This is a genomic window from Streptomyces sp. NPDC091280, assembly GCF_044768565.1.
In the GTDB taxonomy this organism is placed as follows: Bacteria; Actinomycetota; Actinomycetes; order Streptomycetales; family Streptomycetaceae; genus Streptomyces.
Genome location: NZ_JBIVUZ010000018.1, coordinates 137,796 through 160,165 on the forward strand (window position 1 = coordinate 137,796; position 22,370 = coordinate 160,165).

Sequence of the window (22,370 nt, forward strand, 5' to 3'; positions counted from 1 at the left end):
GGGCATACTTCAGACTAACTAACGTAAGGTAGTTTCGCTACTGCGGCATTGCTGGAGACTGACTAACGTAAGGTAGTTTTCCGCATCGCGTCGCACGTGGGTGAAGGAGGAGGCAGTGGCCGAGGAGCGGTGGCCCCGTGCCGTCGAGGAGTTCGACAAGCACCTCAGCGAGCTCGACTGGAGTCGCCAGAGCGCCTCCCGCAGAGCGATCCTGGAGGCGTTTCTCCGCCTTGCCACCGAGAACGGGTTCAACTCGGTCACCATGCGGATGATCGCCCGGGAGATGTCCATCAAGGCCCCGAGCCTGTACAACCACTTCCCTGACGGACGGGACGAGATCGTTGCCGAGTCCCTCCGCTGGCACTTCTACAAGTTCGGCATCGCCCTGCTCGAAGAAGTGCGTGGCGTCGCGGACCCCAGGGATGGCTGGCGCCGAATGGTGCATGTGCACCTGACCCGCCAGATCGAGCTTCCCGAAAGCAACCTGTGGGACCTGCTGGTGGCGACAGATCAGGTCGTGCACTTCCTCCCGCCAGCGCTGCGGGAGGAAGTGGACGCCTGGGTCGATCTGTACGAGGCGCTCTACCGTGCCGCCGCCGAGGACATGGGCTTCGGACCGTCCGTCCAGCAGGTCAAGCTCGTCATGACCGTCCTCGAAGGCGCGAACCGCTGGGCCATGTGGGACGGCAAACGACGGTCGCTCGCGCCGCTGGCCGAGAAGGCGAACAGCGCCACGCTGACGCTGCTGGAACTCGCGAAGGGTTGAAGGGGTAGCGATGGCGCCGCAGAAGTACCCCTCAAGTCCCCTCGTCCGCCGGGAGGGGCGGCCGAAAGGCCACGCCTTCGTGCCACCGGGTGAGGACCGCCGGCCGGGGGTGGCCCTCATGGAGTGGGAGCTCCGGGGCGAGTCATGGACGGACGAACATCCCCACGACGAGTTCAACTACGTCCTGGAGGGCCGCCTGTTCGTTGCTTGCGACGGTGAGACAGTCGAGGCCCTGGCGGGCGATGTCGTCCGGGTCCCGGCTGGCAGCGTCGGCCGTTACTGGGCCCCCGGGTACGCCCGCATGCTCGCCGTCTACGGCCCGAACCCGCAGGGGGCGGCGAGTCGAGTGCACGCCTATGTGCGCCTGGAATCGGCGGAGGACTCCGACGGATCCGCCCTGTAGCCCACCCTCGGATCTGCTTGAAAGCGCTCTCTGTCGTGCTGAAATGGCATGTACATTTATCCAGGTCGGGCGGATTGAAGGGGCCTCATGGAACAGGCTGTGCGTCGGCGGCGTCACGCGCTGTTCCTGCTCTTCCTGCTGGCGGGGATAGCGATGTCCTCCTGGGTGACGCGCACGCCCGCGATCCGGGACCAACTGAACCTCTCCACCGGGCAGATGGGACTGGTGCTGTTCGGCCTGTCGCTCGGCTCGATGGCGGGCATCTCCAGCTCGGGGCGGCTGGTGTCCAGGTTCGGCACCCGGCCCGTCATCGTCTGGGGAACATGGCTCCTCATCGCCGGGATGGCCACGATCAGTTGGGGGAGCGCCCTGTCGTCGGCGCTGACGGTGACCGTGGGCCTGTGTGCCTTCGGCGCTGGCCTGGGCGTCGGCGACGTGGCGGTGAACGTCGACGGCACGGACGTTGAGCGGGTCGGCGGCCGGACCACTCTGCCCGCACTGCACGGCTGCTTCAGTCTGGGCACGGTGCTGGGCGCCGGGGCAGGCATGGCGGCAACGGCGGCCGGTATACCGGTGCGCTGGCACCTCGCGGCGGTCGTCGTGCTCGCCGTCGGCCTCCTCCTCTACGCCCTCCCCGGCATCCCGGAGGGCACCGGCCGTGCCGCGCCCGAGGAGGCGCGCGCAGCGGGCGCGGGAAGGCGTCGCCCGGCGGTGTGGAAGGACGGGAGGCTTCTGCTCATCGGCGGGATCGTCCTCGCGATGGCGCTGGCCGAGGGGGCGGCCAACGACTGGCTGCCCCTGTTGATGGTCGACGGCCACGGCATGACCGCCACGGCGGGCTCCCTTGTGTACGCCGGTTTCGCCGCGGCGATGACACTGGGCCGCTTCGCCGGCACGTTCTTCCTCGACCGCTTCAGCCGCACCGTCGTCGTCCGCGCGAGCGCCCTCTCCGGTGCGCTGGGCCTGCTCATCGTCATCGTCTCCGACAACGCTGTCCTGGCCGGAGCTGCCGTACTGCTGTGGGGGCTCGGAGCGGCCCTTGGCTTTCCGCTCGCTCTCTCGGCCGCCGGGGAGTCCGGTCCGGACCAGACGGCCAGGGTGGGCCTCGTGGCCGTCATCGGCTACGTCGCCTTCCTCGTCGGTCCGCCCGGACTCGGCTTCCTCGGCGGCCACTTCGGTCTGCGGACTGCCATGCTCGTCGTGCTGACCTGCGTTCTGTGTGCCGCTTTGCTGGCCCCGGCGGTAGAGACCGGGGGATCGCCCGGGAGGCGCGCCGTCGATGCCGACGTGAACGCCACAGCCCGCGACGCGGGCTCGGCGTAAATCGACGGCGATACCGTGCCGGCCGTAGATCATCCGGCGTTAGTCGACGGTGCTGGAGCCCGCTGATTGGCGCGGTGGCACGACACGCGCCGATGCAAGCCGGTGGTAGTCAATGGCGTGACGCCCAAGGCGCTGGCGCGCTGGGCTTCGCGGTGAACGTCCGTGGCCACCATGCTGTTCCTACCAGCTGGAGACGATGCCGTTGTCCATGGTCGTCAGTGCGCTGGTCTCCAGGATGTCGGTGCCGAGGCGGGCGAGTTCGCTCAAGAGGAGGAATCCGATGGCGTAGCCGAAGCCGGGGCCCGACGAGGGCGCAGCGAGCAGGGGGAGACCGGATGAGGAAGCGCCAGCGGGCTCGATGGCCGCCATCCGGCCCACGAGTGTGCTTCACGGCGCCAGGGGTTACGGACGAAGATCGCCCGCTGCGTGGCCAGGACTTTTGGGAGGCGCTTGTCCCTGAAGAGCCGCTCGACGAGAGAAAGGGCGAGGGCCCGAGGGTGGGCGGCACTCCGGGTGGTGAGTCGGTGGCACACGTAGTCCAGTGAGGTGTCGTCGGCTTCGGCGGCCAGCCGTGGCGGCGTGTTCTTGCGGCGGATGTGCGTGGCGGGTGCTGCACCCTCCTCGCGGTTGGGGAGGTCGGCGAGAGACACCTGATCGGTGCGTCGGACGGCGCTGTCCCGGCGCTCAACTGAAGTCGGGCACCGGGACAGCGCCGTGAGCCCGTCAGGCCGCAGGACCGCTCAATCCACGTCGGTTGTGGCGAGCCTCGCGTAGACATCGGGCCGGGTGCGGCGTATTCGGGCGGCGAGGACGACACCGATGAGGAAGACGGCCGGTGTGAGGGCGATCAAGGTCCAGTTGACCGCCGGGCTCGCACCGGTGAAGAGGTTCAGGCGGGTGCAGACCAGAGCGGTGGTGGCGGCGAGCAGGACCGCGGCGGCGCCGGGGGCGACCTGGGTGCGCAGCCGTCCCTCGCCACGCTGCGGGGGGTTGCGGCGGAAGAAGGCGACGACCGCGCAGGCCGCCAGCAACTGCAGGACGAGGATGCCGATCACCCCGGGGGTGTTAACCCACAGCAGGAACTGGTTGTACGGATCGGCCCCGATCGCCGCGAACACGGCCACGGTTACCGCCGCCAGGAGGCTCTGCACGAGGCCCGCGATCCACGGCGAACCGTGCCGGGGATGGATCCGGCCCAGCGGCGCGGGCAGAGCGTGCTCGGTGGCGAGGGCGTATCCGTAACGGGTGATCGCGTTGTGGAAGGCGAGCAGGGAGGCCAGCAGGCTCGTGATGATGAGGACCCGCTGGAGGTCGGTGGCCCAGCTGCCGACGTACTGGGTCATGGCGGTGAAGAACATCTCGGCCGGGTTCTTCGCCGCCGCTGCGACGGCGCCGTCGTTGCCGAACCCCTGCACGATCACCCAAACGACGAATGTGTAGAAGAGGCCGAGGAAGCCCACGGCGACGTAGGTGGCGCGGGGCACTGTGCGGTCGGGGTCACGCGCCTCCTCCCGATAGATCACCGTGGCCTCGAAGCCGGTGAAGGCGGCAACGGCCAGCCCCAGAGGCGCGCTCATCTGGGAGGTGAACACGTGGGACGGTGCGAAGGAGTCCAGGCTTAGGCCGCTCGCTCCGCCCTTGATCAGGATCGCACCGGCCAGCAGCACCAGGATCGCGGTCTCGGCGATGAGCAGGGTGGCCAGCACCTTGGCCCCCAGGGAGATGGAGCGCAGGCCGAGGAACCAGACGAGGACCACTCCCGCGAAGGCGTACGTCCACCACGGCAGGTCGACGCCCAACAGATCGTTGGCGGTGCCGGCGGCGAAGAAGCCGAAGGCACCGAACACGCCGATTTGCAGGGCGTTGTAGGAGAACAGCGCGAGCAGTGCCGCACCGAGGCCGGCCGGGCGTCCCAGCCCCCGCGTGATGTAGGAGTAGAAGGCGCCCGTGTTGCGGATGTAGGGCGTCATGGCGGTGAAGCCCGCCGCGAACAAACACAGCAGGATGCCGATGACCAGGTAGGCGACGGGGGCGCCGATGCCGCCGAAGAGGATGGCCAGTGGCGCGACACCGGCCATCACAGTGAGCGGGGCGGCGGCTGCCACTACGAAGAAGACGATGTCGGCAAGGCCGAGCGTGCCGCGCCGCAGGTGGCTGCTGGCGTCGGTCCTGGTGGTCTGTGGGGGCTGTTGAGGTGCGGTGGGGACGAGGGGCTCGGTCATGGTGTCTCCGCGTGGCGCGTGTGAGCGAGGGGATGAGCGGGTTGCCCCTGACCCGCGGGCCGGTCGTGGCGTCGGCGTACTGACCGTACGTCTAACCTTTCGCGGCACGCGAGGGGGTGGAGAGGCCGGCGCCGTATGTGCGGCGGCCGGCCAGCCAGGTGCCCATGACGGGCAGGTGTGCGAGGTCGGCCGGTGCGGTGGTGACCGGGTCGGCGGCGAGATGCACCAGGTCGGCACGCATCCCGGGGCGCAGGGCGCCCCAGTCCTTCTCCTCGAACGCCTGGTGGGCGCAGCCCGCGGAGTAGGCGGCGAGTGCGGTCGCGGTGTCGATCCGCTCCTCGGGGAGCCAGCCGCCCTCGGGAGTTCCCTCGGGCGTCTGGCGGGTGACCGCGGTGGCGATGCCCCGCAGTGGTTCGTGAGCGGTGACCGGCCAGTCGCTGCCGAAGGCGACGCGGGCACCGCGGGTGAGCAGCGAGGCGATCTGGTACTGCCGCCGCCCGCGTTCCGTGCCGATCCTCGGCAGGATCAGTTCGGTCATCAGGGGGTCGCACTGCGCCCAAAGCGGCTGGAGGCCGGCGATCACTCCGAGGGTCTTGAAACGGGGCAGGTCGGCGGGATCGATCAACTCGGCATGGGCGATGACCGGGCGCCGGTCGCGTGGTCCGTTCGTGCGGTCGGCCTGCTCGATGGCGTCCAGGGCCGCGCGTACGGCGCCGTCGCCGATGGCGTGGATGTGCGGTCGGAACCCGAGCGCGTCCACGGCGGTGACGGCCTCGGCGAGTTCCGCGGGTGTCCAGGTGGCCATCCCATGCGAGTCCGGACAGTCGGTGTAGGGCTCCAGCAGGGCGGCGGTGCCCGCCTCGATCACCCCGTCCGCGAAGAACTTGACGCTCCGTGCGGTGATCAGCCCGGGCGCGGCGCTCTCCACCCGTTCACGGTCTGCCGGGAAGCGGCCGACTCGCTCCCGCCAACCCTCGGGCTCCAGCAGGAAGCACAGGTCGGCGCGGACCGGCAAGCCCGGCCCGGTGGTCGCGGCGGTGACCCAGACCTCGGCGTGGTCGGGCAGGACCAGGGCGTCCTGCACCCAGGTCACCCCGGAGGCGGCGAACCGGGCTGCCGCGTCGCGCAGCGCGTCCACGTGCTCTTCCGCAGATGGCGTCGGAACGAGGGCGAGGACGGGGTTCAGGGCGCCGAACTCGCGCAGCGTGCCCAGCGGTACATCACTGCCGTCCCTGCGGACGACCTGACCGCCCGCGGGATCCGGGGCGTCGGCGGAGTACCCGGCACGCCGCAAGGCCTCGCTGTTCACCCACGCCGTGTGGTGATCGGAGGTGCGCAGCAGCACCGGACGGTCGGATACGACCGCGTCCAGCCACCGCGCGTCGAACAGCCCGTCCGGTGCCAGCCACGGGTCGAAGCCGTCGCCGGTGATCCACTCGGCCTCGGGGTGCAGATCGGCCCAGCGTCGTACGGCGTCGGCGATCTCCTCCACCGACACGCACTCCCGGACGGGCACACCACGCAACCCGAGCCCGCCGAGCACCGGGTGCACGTGTCCGTCGCCGAAAGCGGGCAGCAGTGCTCCGCCCGCCAGGTCGATCACGGTCGTACGGGGTCCGCACGCGGCCGAGGCCTCCGGGCCCAGTGCGCTGATCCGGCCGTCGGTGACCGCGAGGACGTCATGGACGGGAACGTCCGTGCCCCCGGTGCGGATGATTCCCCCGGTGAAGACGGTGTCTGCGTACATGGCGTGGTGGTGCCCTTCCCGGCCTGGTTCTGCGGCTCGAACGCATTAACTGAATGGCATTCGGTTTCCGGTAATGTAGGCGTCGCCCGGGCGGTGCGGAAGAGTTTTACTGAAAGATATTCAGTAACGTCTGGGTTACGACGGCCCGAGCGGGTCGGCCTCTGGACACAGGAGACGAGGAACCACCCCGTGCCACGACCACGCACACCCCTGCTGGACCGGCGGCGCATCGGGGCAGCCGCACTGCGCCTGGCCGACGAGAAGGGCACCCTCACCATCCCCGCCCTCGCCCGGTGCCTCGGGGTCGCTCCGTCCGCCCTCTACCACCATGTCTCGGGCCGCGAGGAGATCATCTCGCTCATGCGCGAGGAACTGGCTCTGACCACCGGCGGCATCGATCAGGACTGGTCCGAGCCGTGGGAGCGGGCACTGGAGGCCTGGGCCCGCTCCTACCTGGCCGCCTTCGCATCCCATCCCGGCGCGGTCCCGCTGCTCGCCGTGGCGCCGCTCGCCGAGCCCTTCATGCATGCCATGTACGAGAAGGTTGCCGAACTGCTGCTCGCCGCGGGATTCGCCGAAGCCCAGGTCATGCCCCTGATCAACGCGCTGGAGAGCTTCATCCTCGGCTCCGCCCTCGACCTGGTCTCGCCCTCGGTCATGGTCTCCGACGTTACCCGCGAAACAACCCCGCACCTCAGCGCCGTACTCGACCGAACCCCTTCCGACCACACACGCGCGGAGCACACCTTCGACATCGGCCTGCGAGCCATGCTCACCGGCTTCCGCCAGCTTCTTTCCGACAACTGACTCGTCTCCGGGTGGGTGTACGTCCCGATGGCGGTGTCGACTTCACAGACTTGACAGAGTCGCTGTCGATGATCGCCTCAGTAAGTCGCCGATGGTCTCGGGCGGATAGGGATCGACTTGCTCCGCAGGGACTCCCGGACCGGCACCCAGCTCATGCCGAGTTTCTCGCCGATCGTCATCCCGGACCGGGCTGTTCGACTTCTCGGTGGCAGCAACCGTAGGGTCCACAGGGCGCGGCTACTGCCGTGTGCCGCGTTACGGCGTGTCGTTCCGGTCATCGGAAAATCCACACCATTCATCGTTGCTGACGGTCGGCAGGGCCTCGCTCGGCGCGCCGAGCGGAACATCGGCCAGCTCATTGCGACGACGAGAGCCAATGGCCCATGACTCGCAGCCACGCCGTCAGGTTTCTCGTCGACATGGGCGCACTTCACCGGCCGGGTGTACGGGGGGCGGCCCCTCGGGGGCGCCGGTCACCCGGGCCGGTGGGCGGCCTGCAACGCCGTCGGCAGCGTCACTTCGACGTCGGTGTCGTCGTCGATGGCCGACCGCCAGATCTCGTGTCCGTCGCGTAGTGGCACTGGTGTCGGTACGGCCTCGTCGTCCTCGGCGCACGTCTACCGCCGGCACGAGCAGGCAGGGAAAGTCCTCGGCCAGCCTGCCCGGCACCGGTTCGATCGTATTGGGAGTGCACGCCCCGGTGGTGCTGAACTCGACGATTACCCCGACCCTGGCCGGACAGGTCCAGTTGGATCAGGTGCGGGCACGCGGCCAGATCCGCGCTGCTGATCAGCCAGTCCATAGCGTCCGGTGCCGACGCGTCGCGGACAGTTGGCTGGACGGTCAGCTCCCTGTTCTCCAGCAGGTCGTTCGATCCCGGCCCGACCTGCCGCGCAGGTCCTTCTCGCCAGGCACCCGCATCCGGCAACGGTATGAACGTGTCCGCGAACCCTGGAGCCCGAGGCATAGTGATATGTGAAATGTCAGTGGGTATTCTGTGGCACGTACGGCCGCCGACCGGCAGGCGAGTGAGTGTTCGGGCGCGGTTCGCTCTGGTGGGAGGCGACTGACATGACCGCTCCTGTGTCGCGCACGGGGAACCTCCCCGAAGCGTTCACCTCGTTCGTGGGCAGGCGCCAGGACATCGCCGAGGTTCGCCGTGTCCTGAGCTCCTCGCGGCTGCTGACACTCACCGGTATGGGTGGCGTGGGCAAGACGCGGCTGGCGCTGGAATTTACGGCCGCGGTGACGAAGACCTTTCCCGACGGGACGTGGCTGGTCGACCTGGCACCGGTACGGGACCCCTCGGCGGTGGCGACCACGGCCGCCGCAGCTGTGGGTATCGCGGACCTCGGCGGCAGACCCGCCCTCCACCGGCTTGCCGAGCGCTTGGCCGAGCGGCAGGCGCTGATCGTGCTGGACAACTGTGAACACCTTGTCGATGCCTGCGCCGAGTTGGCGGACGCGTTGCTGTCGGCCTGCCCCGGACTGCGTCTGCTGGCGACGAGCCGCCAGACGCTTGGCATCGCGGGTGAGCACGTGTTCACCGTGCCGCCATTGAAGGTGCCCGATGAGGCGGTCGAACTCCTGCGGGACCGCGTGTGCGCCGTACGGCCCGACTTCCGGATCACTGACGCCAACTGGGACACGGTCACCCGGCTCTGTGCCGAACTGGACGGGCTGCCGCTCGCCATCGAGCTGATCGCGTCCCGGCTGCGTACGCTGACCGTCGAGCAGGCAGCTGACCGGCTGGAGGACCGTTTCGCCTTGCTCACCGGGGGCAGCCGGACCGCGCGACCGCGGCAGCGTACGCTGCGCGCGGCGATGGACTGGAGTTACGAGCTGTGTTCCCCGGCCGAGCGCCTGTTGTGGAGCCGGTTGGCGGTCTTCGCCGGCGGCTTCGGCCTGGACGCGGCCGAGGACGTCTGCGCCGGAGAGGGCCTTCCCAAGCAGGAGGTGTTGGACGTCCTCGACCGGCTCGTCGTCCAGTCCGTCGTCCTGCCCATCGAGCACGAGGGCCTGCCCCGCTATCGGCTACTGGCGACCGTCCGAGACTACGGTCGGGAGCGGCTCGCCCAGTCCGGCGAGGAAGAGCGACTGATGCGCAGGCACCGCGACTTCCACCTCGCCCTTGCCGAGCGCATCGCCGACCGCTGGTACGGCCCTGGCCAGGAGGAGGCCCTCACCCGACTGCGTGCCGAACACGCCAATCTGTTGGCCGCTCTGGCTCAGGACGATGATCCGCAGGCCACCCTGGCGCTGGCCGCGGCGCTGCGCTTCCATTGGTGCGTCGGCGGATTCCTCACCGAAGGGCGCCGTCAACTTGACCGTGTGCTCGCTGCCGCGCTCGAACCGACCCCGGCTCGCGCCCGGGCGCTGTGCGCCGCGTCCTGGGTGGCGTTGTTGCAGAGCGACCGCCCGGCGGCTGACCGGTGGCTGGCCGAAGCCGAAGAGCTGGGCGAGCAGCAGGAGGACCGGGCGCTGCGCGCGCGTGTCGTGGGCCTTCGTGGCATGCAGGCGGCGTTCCAGGGGAGGCTGGCTGAGGCCATGCCGTTGTTTGAGAGTGCGGTCGCCTCCCACACGGTGGCAACGGGGAAAGGTTCGGCGCTGTTCGAGTTGTTCCAACTAGGCGCCGTGCAAATGGACTTGGGAGATCCACGGGGAAGGGCGACCGGCAGACAGGCGGTCGCGTCGGCGGAGGCGCAGGGCGAATGGTGGGCTCGCGCGCATGCACTGTGGACGCTGAGTTGCCACGCGTGGAGGCAGGGCGAGCGCGAGGGAGCCCTGGGGCTGATCGAAGCCGCGCTCAAGATCGAGCGGGGCTTCAACGAGCCGCTCAGCGCGGCACTGATGCTGGAGACGTTCGCCTGGATCATCGCTTCCTACGGCGAGTACGAGCGGGCGGCCCGGATACTCGGTTCCACGCGCAAACTGTGGCGTGATGTGGGCGTGAGCATCTCCGCGTTCGGTCCGCCGCTGGACGACGACCACGCGCAATGCGAACAGTTGGTTGCAGGAGCACTGGGACCGGAGGGCTACGAGAGGGCACTCGCGGTCGGGGGAGGCAGCGACAACCCCAAGCAGGCCATCGACTTCGCTCTGGGCGGCGGCATCGATCCGGCATCCGAGGACACTGCCATCCCGAGCCCGCTGACCCGCCGGGAGAGGGAAGTGGCGGCGCTGGTGGCCACGGGGCTGAGCAATCGGAAGATCGCCGGAAAGCTCGTGGTCTCACCGCGCACGGTCGACTTCCACGTGGAGAACATCCGCGCCAAGCTCGGCTTCAGCGGCCGGGCACAGGTCGCTGCCTGGTGGGCCACGCAAGCACCATCCACCCAGTGAAGCCACGCCCGGTGGAGTGGGTAGACCGACGGCCACTCGGCGATCCGGTACAGCTGCTGAGCTTGTCTTTTATCCTCTGTCCGTGTCGTACGGCGGTGATGGTTGGTTCCAGACGTCATCAAAGCTGCTGATGATCTGGCGGAGTTCGCGGGTAGTTCGAGGCGACACGGCCTGCGTCACGGCGTCGAGGAGAGCACGCGCTTCAAGGGGATTGCCGCAGCAGTACCAATGCACGTTGCCCCACTGGTAGTCGTGCCACAGCTCGCGCTCAGGACGACGGACGTAGTCCTTCCACAAGCGCACGGCCGCGCTGACGTCGCCTGGCTGCAGATAATTCCGGGTGCGTTCGAGACGGTAGATCTCTGACAGTGCACGCGAGGACAGGCCGTCGACAACGGGGTTTGCGTCTGGTGTCCGGTCGCGGCGGGAGATGCCCGTTCGGATGCGTCCTGGCCGTCTACGCGGCATGGACCTTTCGGTTTGTCGTCATGCCGACCATGGTGCCATGACTCCGAACGTCGCTTCGAACGGGTTCACTCGTCCGGGGATTCGCCGGGCAAGCGGACGGCCCTCGCATGATCCTGCGTTCCACCACGGAATCAGACTTCATACGAAGGCCGCTGAGGTGAGTGTGCTGGACCACGATGCCCGGCGGGACGCTCTCGACTTCACGTCACACTTCCGGGAGGACTTGTACGCGTGCCTGCCACGGCGCGGTGACACGCTGTTCGAGATCACCGACGCGATGCTCTGTGAGAACGGGCCGGTGACCTCGCCGGTTGACCTGACGCTGCTGGCCGAGCACCGTCGTGGGCACGGCGCGTTGTACGACGCGTTGAACTGCGGCCGCGTCGACGTGGACGGGCTGCGCAGGGCGCTGGCCGTGCTGCCGCAGCCCAAGGCCGCCGACAACCGGCTCGTTCTCGCAGTCGACGTGACCAACTGGCTGCGGTCAGATGCCCCGTGCAGCCCGGACCGTCTGTTCTGCCATGTCTATGGTCGTAACGGACGCTCCAGCGACCAGTTCGTCCCCGGCTGGCCGTACTCCTTCGTTGCCGCCTCGGAGGCCGGAAGGACCTCGTGGTGCCAGCTGCTGGATGCCGTCCGGCTCGGCCCCGACGACGATGTCGCCGAGGTCACCGCCGCCCAGGTCCGCCGTGTGGTGACCGACCTGATCGAGGGGTGGCCAGTGGGAGTCGGAGGACTCCGAGAACCTGGTTGTCTTCGACGCCGGCTACGACGCCCCGCGCATGGCCTACCTCCTGGACGGGCTGCCGGTCGAGGTGCTGGGGCGGATGCGTTCGGACCGGGTGATGCGGCGGCCGTCGCCCTCTCTCAATGAGTACGCCCTGGCCTATCCTCGGGGCGGACGGCCGCCGAAGCACGGCAAGGAGTTCCGCTTCGCCAAGCCCGACACCTGGGGCGAGCCCGACGCGGAGACAATGCAGGTCACCGACCGCTACGGCACCGCTCAGGCGATGGCCTGGAATCGCATCCACGCGCGGCTCACAACCCGCTCCGCATGGATCGACCACGAGGGTGAACTCCCGCTCCTGGAGGGTACGTTGATCCGCCTCCAGGTCGACCACCTGCCGGGTGGCCAGGACCCGTTACCGATCTGGCTGTGGTCCTCCAAGACCGGAGTGACCGGCGAAGACGTCGACCTGCGCTGGCAGGCGTTCTTGAGGCGCTTCGACTTGGAGCATACCTTCCGCATGATCAAGCAGACGCTTGGTTGGACCCGGCCGAAGCTCCGCAGTCCTGAGGCCGCGGACCGGTGGACCTGGCTCGTGATCGCCGCCCACACCCAGCTGAGGCTGACCAGGGAAGCCGCCGCCGATCTCCACCGCCCCTGGGAGAAGCCGGTCGAGCCCGCCCGCCTCACCCCGGCCCGCGTCCGGCGAGGGTTTCGGAACCTCCGCCCCTACCTGCACAATCCAGCCCGCGCACCGAAACCCTCAACACCAGCTCCAGGACGTCCACTTGGATCGAAGAACCGACGTCCCGCACCCCACCATGACGTGGGGAAAACGACCAGACGCGCCGAGACCATCACCGAACGAAACCAACTCAAAGCTCGCAAAGGTTAAATAACAAGCTGAGTCGACTGTCGGACGTCACTTCGCAGATCCCGAGCCTGAGAATGATCGGCGGACATGCCCGCCTGACGCCCCTGGTTCGATCGCACCGCCAGTGATCCGGCCCGGGCGTTGGATCTCGTCGAACCGATAGGCCTTGCCTGAGCCCGGGCGACGGGTGATGGGCGAGGTGTCGGCGTGGAGGTTCGTACCGCGGCAAGTGGCGGACCGGGTGTGGTCGTCTCCGATCTCAGCGATAACCTGGGCGCCGCGCTAGATTCCGAGTCCAACCGGGGAAACCCAGGATGACCTCGACATCCGTGTGCCGAGGGAAGACCTCGTCCACCGTCTCGGCGAGCCGGCTCGCGGCGATGCAGGTGGCACCGGGCTGCCGCAGCGCAGGCGAGCATCTGCTCGCCCCAAAGCCCCCTCGACCAGCGGCTCTACCGGCGGGGACTGCAGCGCGTCTCCTGTCGACCGGCCATGGTCCGTATCCGCTGGAGCCCAGAGTGCGGCCGACTCCCACGAGCGGAAGCGGGCGCGCTCTCAGTGCGAGACGCGTTGTGTGCTCCGAGCAACTCCTAGTCGCGCAGGGCAACCTACTCCACCACCTCAGCTGCTGACAGATCGCCGCCGAGCTGATCGTCTCGCCCCAACCAGGCGACTTCCATGTGGAGAGGATCCGGGCCAAGGTCGGTTTCGGCAGCCGGATGCAAGCGCCTGTCTGATGGGCCAGCCAGGAACGACCCACCTCGTAAAACTACCGGGGTACCGGGAGACCCGCAGAAACACCAGTAGCTGCGAAGGCGCCTGCGGACCCACGCTTGTGTCAGGTCACAGCGGGTCCAGCCTGGCGCACGGCGCCGCGCCCTTCCCGCGAAGACGGTATGTACTGATCTGCGCTTGAGAGCGCTCTCACCTCGGCGGCGCCGCAGGCGCACGGCCGCAACCACTCCCCGACACGGAGAGCTCATGTTCGATCGAGCAGCAATGCGTCTGCCCAGGTGGCGGATGCGATATCGGCTGTTGGCGCTCGCGGCGCTCCTCGCCGCCCTCGCAATGCTGACCCAAGCCGTCCTCTGGAGCAGTCCGGCGCGCGCCGCGGGGCTCTACTCCTGCTCGTCAGGCTTCGGCAACTCGACCTCGTGTTCCAATCTGGTCAACAATGACGAGGTCAGCCAACGGCAGTTGCCGACCCAGGTGTACCGCGGCGACTCGCGGTCGCCGTACGACATCTTCCGCCACGGCTTCACGTCGGTTGGCGAGGACTACAACGTTCCACGCCACGTGCGCGGAGGAAACAGCGCGAACAGCGGCTACATCTCCACCAGTGCGGCGCTGTCGGAGTCGGAGACTTTCGCTCGCAGCCAGGGCGGCCGCAATCTCGCCTCGACGGCGTCGCAGCCCCAATGCCGGGCCGGGCGGTTCGCGCAATGGTCCACCATTCCAGGACTCGGCTGGTGGCGGTACGAGGACTGCCTCAACGGGTGGGTGGAAGCGGACAGTTACGTGTATGTCATCGATTCCCATATGGCACGTAATGCCCTTTACATTCCCGACGAGGTTCGCGGGGACCCGACGCTGGAGCGCTACGCGAGCCAGCAGGAATGGGCCTACGTCCGCCACATCCCGAACACCGCGGTCATGGGCGTGCGCATCTACCGCATGAGGGCGCGCATGACGAACGGAAGGATCGACTTCCGGACCCAGACGTTCACCTACAACCGCTACGAGGGCAACTCCGCTCACACGCAGGCGCAGATCTCCTACGACCCGGGCGCCGACGCGTCGGCCCACTTCGGCGTGAGCACCGACCTCGGCATCCCCCCCATCCCGGGGAACCCGTATCACCGCGGCTGCGTCACAGTCGACCGGTGCAGAGGAGGCAACGGTGGCTGAGCCCGACCCGACTCTCAACGCACCGGGTGACACGCGAACCACCGTGACCGCCCACCTCCCGCACGCGAGGAAGACCATGCCGGAGTACGCACTCACAGCGCCGGGCCGCAGGCGCACAACGCCCTGGAAGCGGTCGCGCTCCGCTCTGCTTGCCCTTCTGCCCCTGCTGCTGGCGGCCGGCTCGCTGCTGCCGGCCGAGCCCGCACATGCCGACACAGTCAACGGCCTGCTGCTGTGGTACCCGCTCAACGAGGCCTCGGGCACGGTCGCCACCGACTCCTCCGGCCACGGCAACGACGGCACCGTCGCGGGCACCGCCTCCTGGGGCGGCGACCAGGGCCTGACCTTCGACGGCACCGACACCTACATCAAGGCCCCCAACAACATCATGGCCGGGCTCAACTCCATCACTGTCTCCTTCGACACATGGATCGACCCGGCCCAGGCCACCCCGTACTTCCTCTACGGCTTCGGCAACACCAACACCAGTAACGGCCAAGGCAACGGTTACCTGATGGCCAGCGGTAACAACTTCCGCAGCTCCATCACCACCACCAACTACACCGGCGAGAAGACCACCAGCCCCGGCACCGCGCTGCCCACCGGAACCTGGACACACGTCACCTACACCCAGACCGGCACCACCGGCACCCTCTACAAGGACGGCGTGCAGGTATCCCAGAACACCTCGATCAGCATCACGCCGGGTGCGATCGGCGGCGGAGTCACGGCCGCCGACTTCATCGGCCGCTCCCTTTACGCCACGGACCACTACTTCAAGGGCAAGATGCGCAACTTCCGCGTCTACGACCACGCCCTGAACGCCGTCCAGGTCCAGGCCGACGCCGGCGCCCAGTGGGAGGAAGTGGAGGAACTCGCCGAAAACAACGGCGCCCTGACGGCGTTCGAAGACCCGAACATCGGTCCCGTCATCATCTTCCCGTCCGACTACACCGGCGACATCAACACTCTGCAACACCCGAGCGGCTGGACCGACTCCACCGGCGCCACCCCAACCAGCTGGCCCACCCCCACCACTGCCAAGAGCGCCATGTTCACCCTGGACCAGATCGACGCCGTGCAGGACGCGGTCGATAACGCGATCCAGCCCGACGGTGACACCACCTACTCCCTGTCCGTGCACTACGACGGCATGAGCGACCGGGTCATCGCGCAGACCAACGCCCCCTCGTCCATTACCGACTCGCTGGCCACCCAGTACCCCGACCAGCTCGTCATCCAGGGGCCGCCCGCTAACACCGCGCCCGCCTCGTGCGCGCCCCAGGTCTCGCTCAACACCAACCCCGGCAACTCCGGCGGCGAGACCACCGCGAGCGAGCAACTGCAGGCCCTGGCCGACTACAACTGCGCCCTGGCCTCCTTCGAGGATCCGAAGATCGGCTCGGTGATCATATTCCCGTCCGACTACTCAGGGGACATCAACAACCTGCAAAACCCGACTGACTGGACCGACTCCACCGGTGCCACCCCGACCAGCTGGCCCACCCCTACCACCGCCAAGAGCGTCCTGTTCACTGCCGCCAAGGTCCAGGAGATCATCGCCGCCGCCGTCGACCAGATCCAGCCCGCCGGCTCCACGGTGTTCTACAGCCTGTCCGTGCACTACGACGGGATGAGCGACCGGATCGTAGTCAACACCGATGCACCGTCGTCGGTCACCAATCCCCTGCTGAGCGCCTACCCCGGCCAGATCACCGTGGCGAGCCAGACGGCCCCGGCAATGCAGATCATCAACAAGAACAGCAACCTCAACCTGGGCGTCTCCGGAGCCTCGACCGCCCCCAACGGCGCGGCCGTGCAGCTCGCACCCGACAGTACGACCAACGAGCAGTGGAAGTTGGTCGCCGCTGAACCGGGCTACTACAAGATCGTGGATGTGAACAGCGGCCTGCTGCTCGGCATCTCCAGCGCGTCCACGACTGCGGGCGCAGCCGTCGTGCAGTGGACCGACAACGGAAGCGCGGACCAACGGTGGCAAGTGGTTGACGCCGGCGGCGGCTACGTCAAGCTGGTGAACAAGAACAGCGGCCTGCTGCTCGGCATCTCCAGCGCGTCCACGACTGCGGGCGCAACCGCCGTGCAGTGGACCGACAACGGAAGCGCGGACCAGCAGTGGCAGCTCACCCCCGTCAGCTGACCCGAGTCTAAGTTAGCTTTGCCTCGTGATGGCCTTGCCCGTTTCGAGCAAGAGCTGTGCCTTTCCGGAGATCACGGTACCAATAAGGCCTTTTCAATCTTCCCGCAGGCTGGGGTGGTTGAGGGTGGCAGGACGACGAAGCTCCTGGTGGACGGGTTGTGGACCAAGATCAACCTTGTCCGTCAGGAGCTTCGCCGTGCTCGACCACCCGTCCGGGCTGGAGCTGTCCACTTCTGCGCTACCCCTCGGCCAGCGCAGCGCAGTTGTCCCATGCCTCAGGCCGGGTTGTCCTTCTTGATGACCAGGGGCGGGGCGGATGGTGCCGCGGCGGGTCTCCTTGACCAGCACCCCGCCTGCCCTGTCAACGCTGCTGGCCCGCTTCGACGCCGTGGGTCGTTTGCGGCTGAGTTGGCAAGGGCGTCGTTTCTCCGTTCGGTGGGGCACCTGCGGTGAGCTGGAGTACCACCGCTGCTTGCGACCGTGCGACGACCTCACCGTGCAGCAGGTCCCGCCCTTCGGTACCTGATCGCGCACCGGTCGGCGGTCAGGCGGAGGCCGGGATGCCCAGGTCGCCGAGCAGAGCGCGGACCCGTGCTTCGACGGCGTCGCGGATCGGCCGCACGGCCTCGATGCCCTGGCCCGCCGGGTCCTCCAGCTGCCAGTCCAGGTACCGCTTGCCGGGGAAGACGGGGCAGGCGTCGCCGCAGCCCATGGTGATCACCACGTCCGAGGACTGCACCGCCTCGGTGGTCAGGACCTTCGGTGTCCGGGCGGAGATGTCGATGCCGACCTCCTTCATCGCTTCCACGACGGCCGGGGCGACGGAGTCGGCCGGCGCGGAGCCCGCCGAGCGGACCTCGACGCGGTCGCCGGCGAGGTGGGTGAGGAAGGCGGCGCCCATCTGGGAGCGGCCGGCGTTGTGGACGCAGACGAACAGCACTGACGGGTGCGCGGCGGGAGAGCTCATAGCGGTGTCCTTATCGGGGTGTGGTCAGGAGGCGGCGGGTTCGGGTTCGGGTTCGCTGTGCAGGGCCGCGACCGCGCTGCGGGCCGAAGGGGCATGCAGTCCGTAGACCGCGGTCACGGCGGCGAGCCCTACTACGGCGCCGGCCAGCTGAGCGGCGATGAACGGGGCGACGGAGCCGGGCGCGATCCCGGCGAACGTGTCGGTGAAGGCCCGGCCGATGGTCACCGCGGGGTTCGCGAACGACGTGGAGGAGGTGAACCAGTAGGCGGACCCGATGTAGAAGGCCACCGCGGCGGGGGTCAGCGAGGCGCGGTCGATCCGGTTCAGGCCGAAGACCAGCAGGACGAGCCCGGCCGTGGCGACGAATTCGCCGAGCCACAGATGGCCGGCGGACCGGTCGTGGGCGGAGAACTTCACCAGCGGCTCGGCGAACATCGCGTCGGCCAGGATCGCCCCGCCGACCGCTCCCGCGATCTGGGCGGACACGTACGCGGCGACGTCCCGCAGGGCGAGGCCGCCCGGGGTGCGGCGGCCGGTGAACCAGGCGGCCAGGGTCACAGCGGGGTTGAAGTGCGCGCCGGAGACCGGCCCGAACAGGGCGATCAGCACGCCCAGGCCGAAGACGGTGGCCAGGGAGTCGGCGAGCAGTCGGACACCGACGTCGTGCGACAGTTCGGTGGCCTGGATGCCGGAACCGACGACCACAGCCACCAGCAGCCCGGTCCCGATCGCTTCCGCGGCGACCCGGCGTCCGAGCTGCACGCTCACGCAGGAACTCCGGCGGGCCGAGTGCTGGACAGGAACGCGGAGAGCCGGTCCAGGACGCCGGGCAGCACCCAGTAGTACACCCAGGTGCCGCGGCGCTCGCAGTCGATGAGCCCGGCCTGTCGGAGCAGCTTGAGGTGGTGGGAGATCGTCGGCTGGGACAGCTCGAAGGCCGGGGTCAGCTCGCACACGCAGACCTCGCCGCTCTCCCCGCGCGAGGCGATCATCGACATCAGCCGCAGCCGGACCGGATCGCCCAGGGCCTTGAAGACCTTCGCCAGGTCGGCCGCCTGGTCCTCGTCCAGCGGCGCGGCGGACAGGCCGGGGCAGCGGACGGCGTCCTGGCCGATCACCTCAAGCTCTTGTTTCGACATGCTTCTATGTTGACGTCCTTCGAATCAAGGCGCAAGCTTGCATCGAAAAACATCAATACAAGCCGTTCCGGGCACCACCATCCCTGCCACCTCCGTCATGCCCGTCATCCAGGAGCGAAGACATGAGTGAGCAGTCCACCGACCTGCGCGAAACCGTCCGCCGCCGCTACGCCGCCGCAGCCGTCAAAGTCACCGAGGGCGGCACCGCCTGCTGCGGACCCGCGCCGGTCGAGGCCGACGAGAACTTCGGCTCGACGCTGTACGCCACGGCGGAGCGCGCCGCTCTGCCCGCCGGGGCTGTCGCCGCCTCCCTCGGCTGCGGCAACCCCACCGCCGTCGCCGAACTCCGCGACGGCGAACGCGTCCTGGACCTTGGCTCCGGCGGCGGCATCGACGTCCTGCTCTCCGCCCGCCGTGTCGGCCCCACCGGCAAGGTGTACGGCCTGGACATGACCGACGAGATGCTCGAACTCGCCCTGGCCAACGCCGCCAAGGCGGGCGCCACCAACGTCGAGTTCCTCAAAGGCGCGATCGAAGCCGTGCCGCTGCCCGCGAACGCGATCGACGTCGTCATCTCCAACTGCGTGATCAACCTGTCCACGGACAAGCCCGCCGTCTTCGCCGAAGCCTTCCGCGTCCTGAAGCCCGGCGGCCGGATCGGCGTCTCCGACGTCGTCGCCGACGACACCCTCACCCCCGACCAGCGTGCCGAGCGCGGCGACTACGTCGGTTGCATCGCCGGCGCACTCTCCTACGCCGAATACCGTGCCGGACTCGAAGCCGCGGGTTTCACCGACATCGCCGTCATCGCGACCCACCCGGTCGCCGCGGGCATGCACTCCGCGATCGTCCGCGCCACCAAGCCGATGACCGCCGAGAAGGCCCGCCCGTACGCCGAGTCGAGGGACGCATGCTGTGGCGTCGACGCCTGCTGCACGCCCGCCGAGACCTCCGTCGACCCCGCTCGCACCGTGACCGAGGCCAAGACCGCGTCAGGGTGCGGCTGCCAGGGCTGACGCAAGAACGAGGCCGAGCAGTCCATCGAGTGGGGAACCCCGCCCCGGCTTTCGCCGAGGAACGGGCGGGGTGAAGCCCCCCTGCTCCGTATCGCTCGGAACCGGGTCGGATCCCGGCGGCGCGGGTCGAGTTGCGCCGACAAGCCCGATCCTCGCGGTCATACGACGACGCCGGATCGCCGAGCAGGGTGTGGGTCCGTGGGTCCGTTGGGCCGGCGGATCGCCGACGCCGTGGGAATGAAAAGCAACAAGCACCACCACGCTGAGTTCAACGAACTACTCGTGTGCCGAGCCACGACCGACCGTGCACGATGAGACGGCCTGGTCGAGGGCATTGCGGCCGGCCTGGACGGCGGGGTGCCCGCCGCTGCCGCGGCGTACGACGGTGAAGACGCGCCGGGTGCGCTGACCGCGTGGGAGCTGTCGCAACGGGGTGGTCGGTGACTGCCCGCTCCAGACGAGGTCGGGCAGGAAGGCGGCGGCGTGCCCCTGCTCCACGAGGCGGCGGTGGAGCAGGAGGTCGGTGGTCTCGAACCGGACATCGGGTTCGAAGCCGGCGTTGCGGCACAGGGCCATCGCCCAGTGCCGTGCGGCGGTGCCCTCGGGTTCCATCACCCACGGATGGTCCGCCAGTGAACGCAGTGCCGCCACCGGGGTCTCGGCGGCGACCGGGGCGTCCACCGGACCACCGGGGGGCTGCGGCAGGGCGAGGTGGAGGGGGTCGTCGAGCAGGTCTTCCTGTTCGAGCCCGGCGGGGCGCGGGTTGGGGTTGCCGGGGTACTCCTCGGCGAGGACCAGGTTGAAGTCGCGGGCGAGGAGGGCCGGCAGAGCCCGCTCCGGTTCCGTCTGGGTGACGTGCACGCGCAGGTTCGGGTGCTGGTCGCGCAGCAGCCCGAGCGCGGTGGGAACCAGGGCCAGGGCGGCGGTCTGGAACGAGGCGATGCGCAAGGTGCCCGTCAGCTCGGTCAGGGAAGCGGCGATGTCCGCCTCCGCGCGTTCCAGGCGTTGCAGGACCGCTTCGGTGTGGGCGACGAGGATCTCGGCCTGCTCGGTGAGCCGCACGCGCCGCCCGACGGGTTCCAGCAGCGTGACGCCTGCTTCGGCTTCCAACTGCGAGAGCTGCTGGGAGACGGAGGAGGGGGCGTAGGAGAGGGCGGCGGCGACGGCTGCCAAGGTGCCGCGGTGCTTGAGTTCACGCAGCAGGCGCAGCCGGTGCAGGTCGAACATCGACGCAGAGCCCTTCCTCGTTGAGGCACAGCGACCTGAATGCTCGGTTTTTCCGATGAGTATAGGTCGGAAACATTCGCTGGACCGATCCCGAGAGAGGGGCGGAACCTGATCGGGTGACCAAGAAGACTTCCACTCCACTCACGGTGCCGTGGTTCGCGTGGCCCGGGGCCCGTACGTGGCGCTGTGACGCCGTACCCGCCGAGGTGCGCGCCTTCCATGCGGCCCTGCCCGACTACGCGCCCACTCCGTTGGTCGAACTCCCAGCCCTGGCAGCCGAGTTCGGGGTCGGCCGGGTTGTCGTCAAGGACGAGTCGAGCCGTCTCGGGCTGCCCGCCTTCAAGGCGCTGGGCGCGTCCTGGGCCGTCCGGCGCGTCCTTGACGATCGGGCCGCCGGCGGTGCCGCGCCGGGGCCGGTGACACTGGTGACCGCGACCGACGGCAACCACGGCCGAGCGGTGGCCCGCATGGCGCGGCTGCTCGGTCAGGACGCCCACGTGTTCGTCCCCGAGGGTGTGCACCCGGCGGCGGTCGCGGCCATCGTCGCCGAGGAGGCCAAGGTCACCGAGGTTCCCGGGCCGTACGACGAGGCCGTACGGCTGGCCGCCGAGGAGGCCGCCGCGCCGGACGCGGTCCTGGTCCAGGACACCGCCTGGCCGGGCTATGAGCGGATCCCAAGATGGATCGTCGAGGGCTACTCCACTCTCTGCGCCGAGATCGACGAGCAGTTGACGGCCGCCGGGGCCGTCGCAGGACCGGACCTCGTCGCCGTGCCCGTGGGCGTGGGATCGCTGGCCCAGGCCGTGATCGCCCACTACCGCAGCCGTCCCTCGGGGCATGCCCCCGCGTTGCTGTCGGTCGAGCCGGCGGTCGCGGCCTGCGTCCTGGAAAGCCTCGCCTTCGGTGAACCCGTCAGCGTGACCACCGGCGACACCGTCATGGCCGGCCTGAACTGCGGCACACCTTCCAGCCTCGCCTGGCCCTACCTGCGCGGCGGCCTCGACGCCGCGGTCGCCGTCACGGACGCCGACAGCGTCCGCGCGGCCGACGATCTCGCCGCCTTCGGTGTCTCCTCGGGTCCCTGTGGGGCCGCGGCGCTCGCCGGTCTGCGGGCGGCGCTCAGCGGTGAGGGCGCCGAGGAACGCCGTACGGCTCTGGGACTCGGGCCGACCTCGGTCGTCGTGCTGCTGAGCACCGAGGGCCGGGCGGCCAACCCGCATGCCGTCACCGACGGCTGAAGTCCCGATCCGCGAAAGACCCCCGAGTCGAACCCCTG

General features: G+C 68.9%; 16 protein-coding genes and 1 pseudogene. 10 read left to right on the forward strand and 7 right to left on the reverse strand.

Annotated features, from left to right (window positions below):
- The first annotated feature begins 115 nt into the window (after positions 1-115).
- From ACIQPR_RS42320 to ACIQPR_RS42330, 3 genes are all read left to right on the forward strand, one after another.
- Positions 116-766, forward strand: coding sequence for a TetR/AcrR family transcriptional regulator (locus ACIQPR_RS42320; protein WP_403660631.1), 651 nt, complete (start codon positions 116-118; stop codon positions 764-766).
- A 10-nt stretch (positions 767-776) separates the two neighbouring features.
- Complete coding sequence (locus ACIQPR_RS42325) at positions 777-1,169, forward strand: cupin domain-containing protein (protein WP_403660634.1); 393 nt, start codon at positions 777-779, stop codon at positions 1,167-1,169.
- Between the two features lie 87 nt (positions 1,170-1,256).
- On the forward strand, positions 1,257-2,492 hold the full coding sequence (locus ACIQPR_RS42330; RefSeq protein WP_403660637.1) for an MFS transporter: 1,236 nt from the start codon (positions 1,257-1,259) through the stop codon (positions 2,490-2,492).
- A 180-nt stretch (positions 2,493-2,672) separates the two neighbouring features.
- On the opposite strand, the gene ACIQPR_RS42335 is transcribed toward ACIQPR_RS42330, so the two are convergent.
- From ACIQPR_RS42335 to ACIQPR_RS42345, 3 genes are all read right to left on the reverse strand, one after another.
- Positions 2,673-2,861, reverse strand: coding sequence for a hypothetical protein (locus ACIQPR_RS42335; protein ID WP_403660640.1), 189 nt, complete (start codon positions 2,859-2,861; stop codon positions 2,673-2,675).
- Between the two features lie 371 nt (positions 2,862-3,232).
- Positions 3,233-4,714: an APC family permease gene (locus ACIQPR_RS42340; RefSeq protein ID WP_403660643.1), complete on the reverse strand. Its 1,482-nt coding sequence runs from the start codon at positions 4,712-4,714 to the stop codon at positions 3,233-3,235.
- Between the two features lie 91 nt (positions 4,715-4,805).
- On the reverse strand, positions 4,806-6,461 hold the full coding sequence (locus tag ACIQPR_RS42345) for an amidohydrolase (RefSeq protein WP_403660645.1): 1,656 nt from the start codon (positions 6,459-6,461) through the stop codon (positions 4,806-4,808).
- Between the two features lie 189 nt (positions 6,462-6,650).
- Here ACIQPR_RS42345 and ACIQPR_RS42350 point away from each other — a divergent pair, with 189 nt between their 5' ends.
- The 5 genes and pseudogenes from ACIQPR_RS42350 to ACIQPR_RS42370 all read left to right on the forward strand — a co-directional run bounded on the left by ACIQPR_RS42350 (position 6,651) and on the right by ACIQPR_RS42370 (position 16,745).
- A complete protein-coding gene (locus ACIQPR_RS42350) occupies positions 6,651-7,268 on the forward strand; it encodes a TetR/AcrR family transcriptional regulator (protein WP_403660648.1) in 618 nt (205 codons plus the stop codon).
- Positions 7,269-8,339: 1,071 nt separating this feature from the next.
- The gene (locus ACIQPR_RS42355) at positions 8,340-10,610 is read left to right on the forward strand and encodes an ATP-binding protein (RefSeq protein ID WP_403660651.1); all 2,271 of its coding nucleotides are present in this window, start codon (positions 8,340-8,342) and stop codon (positions 10,608-10,610) included.
- Positions 10,611-11,241: 631 nt separating this feature from the next.
- Positions 11,242-12,700 (forward strand): annotated as a pseudogene (locus tag ACIQPR_RS42360) (NF041680 family putative transposase).
- Between the two features lie 960 nt (positions 12,701-13,660).
- On the forward strand, positions 13,661-14,587 hold the full coding sequence (locus tag ACIQPR_RS42365; RefSeq protein WP_403660654.1) for a hypothetical protein: 927 nt from the start codon (positions 13,661-13,663) through the stop codon (positions 14,585-14,587).
- Entirely contained in the window at positions 14,580-16,745 is a 2,166-nt protein-coding gene (locus tag ACIQPR_RS42370) for an RICIN domain-containing protein (RefSeq protein WP_403660657.1), read from the forward strand. Before ACIQPR_RS42365 ends, ACIQPR_RS42370 begins: the two co-directional genes overlap by 8 nt.
- A 544-nt stretch (positions 16,746-17,289) precedes the next feature.
- Here ACIQPR_RS42370 and ACIQPR_RS42375 read toward each other — a convergent pair.
- The 3 genes from ACIQPR_RS42375 to ACIQPR_RS42385 are packed head-to-tail and all read right to left on the reverse strand — an operon-like array spanning position 17,290 to position 18,851.
- Positions 17,290-17,712: an arsenate reductase ArsC gene (locus tag ACIQPR_RS42375; RefSeq protein ID WP_403660660.1), complete on the reverse strand. Its 423-nt coding sequence runs from the start codon at positions 17,710-17,712 to the stop codon at positions 17,290-17,292.
- A gap of 24 nt (positions 17,713-17,736) precedes the next feature.
- Complete coding sequence (locus ACIQPR_RS42380) at positions 17,737-18,480, reverse strand: aquaporin (RefSeq protein ID WP_403660663.1); 744 nt, start codon at positions 18,478-18,480, stop codon at positions 17,737-17,739.
- A complete protein-coding gene (locus ACIQPR_RS42385) occupies positions 18,477-18,851 on the reverse strand; it encodes an ArsR/SmtB family transcription factor (protein WP_403660665.1) in 375 nt (124 codons plus the stop codon). Before ACIQPR_RS42385 ends, ACIQPR_RS42380 begins: the two co-directional genes overlap by 4 nt.
- A 122-nt stretch (positions 18,852-18,973) precedes the next feature.
- On the opposite strand from ACIQPR_RS42385, the gene arsM reads away from it, so the two are divergent.
- Positions 18,974-19,867, forward strand: a complete 894-nt coding sequence (arsM, locus tag ACIQPR_RS42390) for an arsenite methyltransferase (RefSeq protein WP_403660668.1) — start codon at positions 18,974-18,976, stop codon at positions 19,865-19,867.
- A 276-nt stretch (positions 19,868-20,143) separates the two neighbouring features.
- On the opposite strand, the gene ACIQPR_RS42395 is transcribed toward arsM, so the two are convergent.
- On the reverse strand, positions 20,144-21,094 hold the full coding sequence (locus tag ACIQPR_RS42395) for a LysR substrate-binding domain-containing protein (protein WP_403660671.1): 951 nt from the start codon (positions 21,092-21,094) through the stop codon (positions 20,144-20,146).
- 116 nt (positions 21,095-21,210) lie between these two features.
- Between ACIQPR_RS42395 and ACIQPR_RS42400 the strand changes: the two genes are divergently transcribed.
- Positions 21,211-22,332, forward strand: coding sequence for a diaminopropionate ammonia-lyase (locus ACIQPR_RS42400; protein WP_403660674.1), 1,122 nt, complete (start codon positions 21,211-21,213; stop codon positions 22,330-22,332).
- Positions 22,333-22,370: the final 38 nt, after the last annotated feature.

Excerpts from the sequence above, each read along its gene's own strand:
- ACIQPR_RS42325 (WP_403660634.1), top strand. The coding sequence starts at position 777 with ATGGCGCCGCAGAAGTACCCCTCAAGTCCCCTCGTCCGCCGGGAGGGG.
- ACIQPR_RS42330 (WP_403660637.1), top strand. The coding sequence starts at position 1,257 with ATGGAACAGGCTGTGCGTCGGCGGCGTCACGCGCTGTTCCTGCTCTTC.
- ACIQPR_RS42335 (WP_403660640.1), bottom strand. The coding sequence starts at position 2,861 with ATGGCGGCCATCGAGCCCGCTGGCGCTTCCTCATCCGGTCTCCCCCTG.
- ACIQPR_RS42340 (WP_403660643.1), bottom strand. The coding sequence starts at position 4,714 with ATGACCGAGCCCCTCGTCCCCACCGCACCTCAACAGCCCCCACAGACC.
- ACIQPR_RS42345 (WP_403660645.1), bottom strand. The coding sequence starts at position 6,461 with ATGTACGCAGACACCGTCTTCACCGGGGGAATCATCCGCACCGGGGGC.
- ACIQPR_RS42355 (WP_403660651.1), top strand. The coding sequence starts at position 8,340 with ATGACCGCTCCTGTGTCGCGCACGGGGAACCTCCCCGAAGCGTTCACC.
- ACIQPR_RS42365 (WP_403660654.1), top strand. The coding sequence starts at position 13,661 with ATGTTCGATCGAGCAGCAATGCGTCTGCCCAGGTGGCGGATGCGATAT.
- ACIQPR_RS42375 (WP_403660660.1), bottom strand. The coding sequence starts at position 17,712 with ATGAGCTCTCCCGCCGCGCACCCGTCAGTGCTGTTCGTCTGCGTCCAC.
- ACIQPR_RS42385 (WP_403660665.1), bottom strand. The coding sequence starts at position 18,851 with ATGTCGAAACAAGAGCTTGAGGTGATCGGCCAGGACGCCGTCCGCTGC.
- arsM (WP_403660668.1), top strand. The coding sequence starts at position 18,974 with ATGAGTGAGCAGTCCACCGACCTGCGCGAAACCGTCCGCCGCCGCTAC.
- ACIQPR_RS42395 (WP_403660671.1), bottom strand. The coding sequence starts at position 21,094 with ATGTTCGACCTGCACCGGCTGCGCCTGCTGCGTGAACTCAAGCACCGC.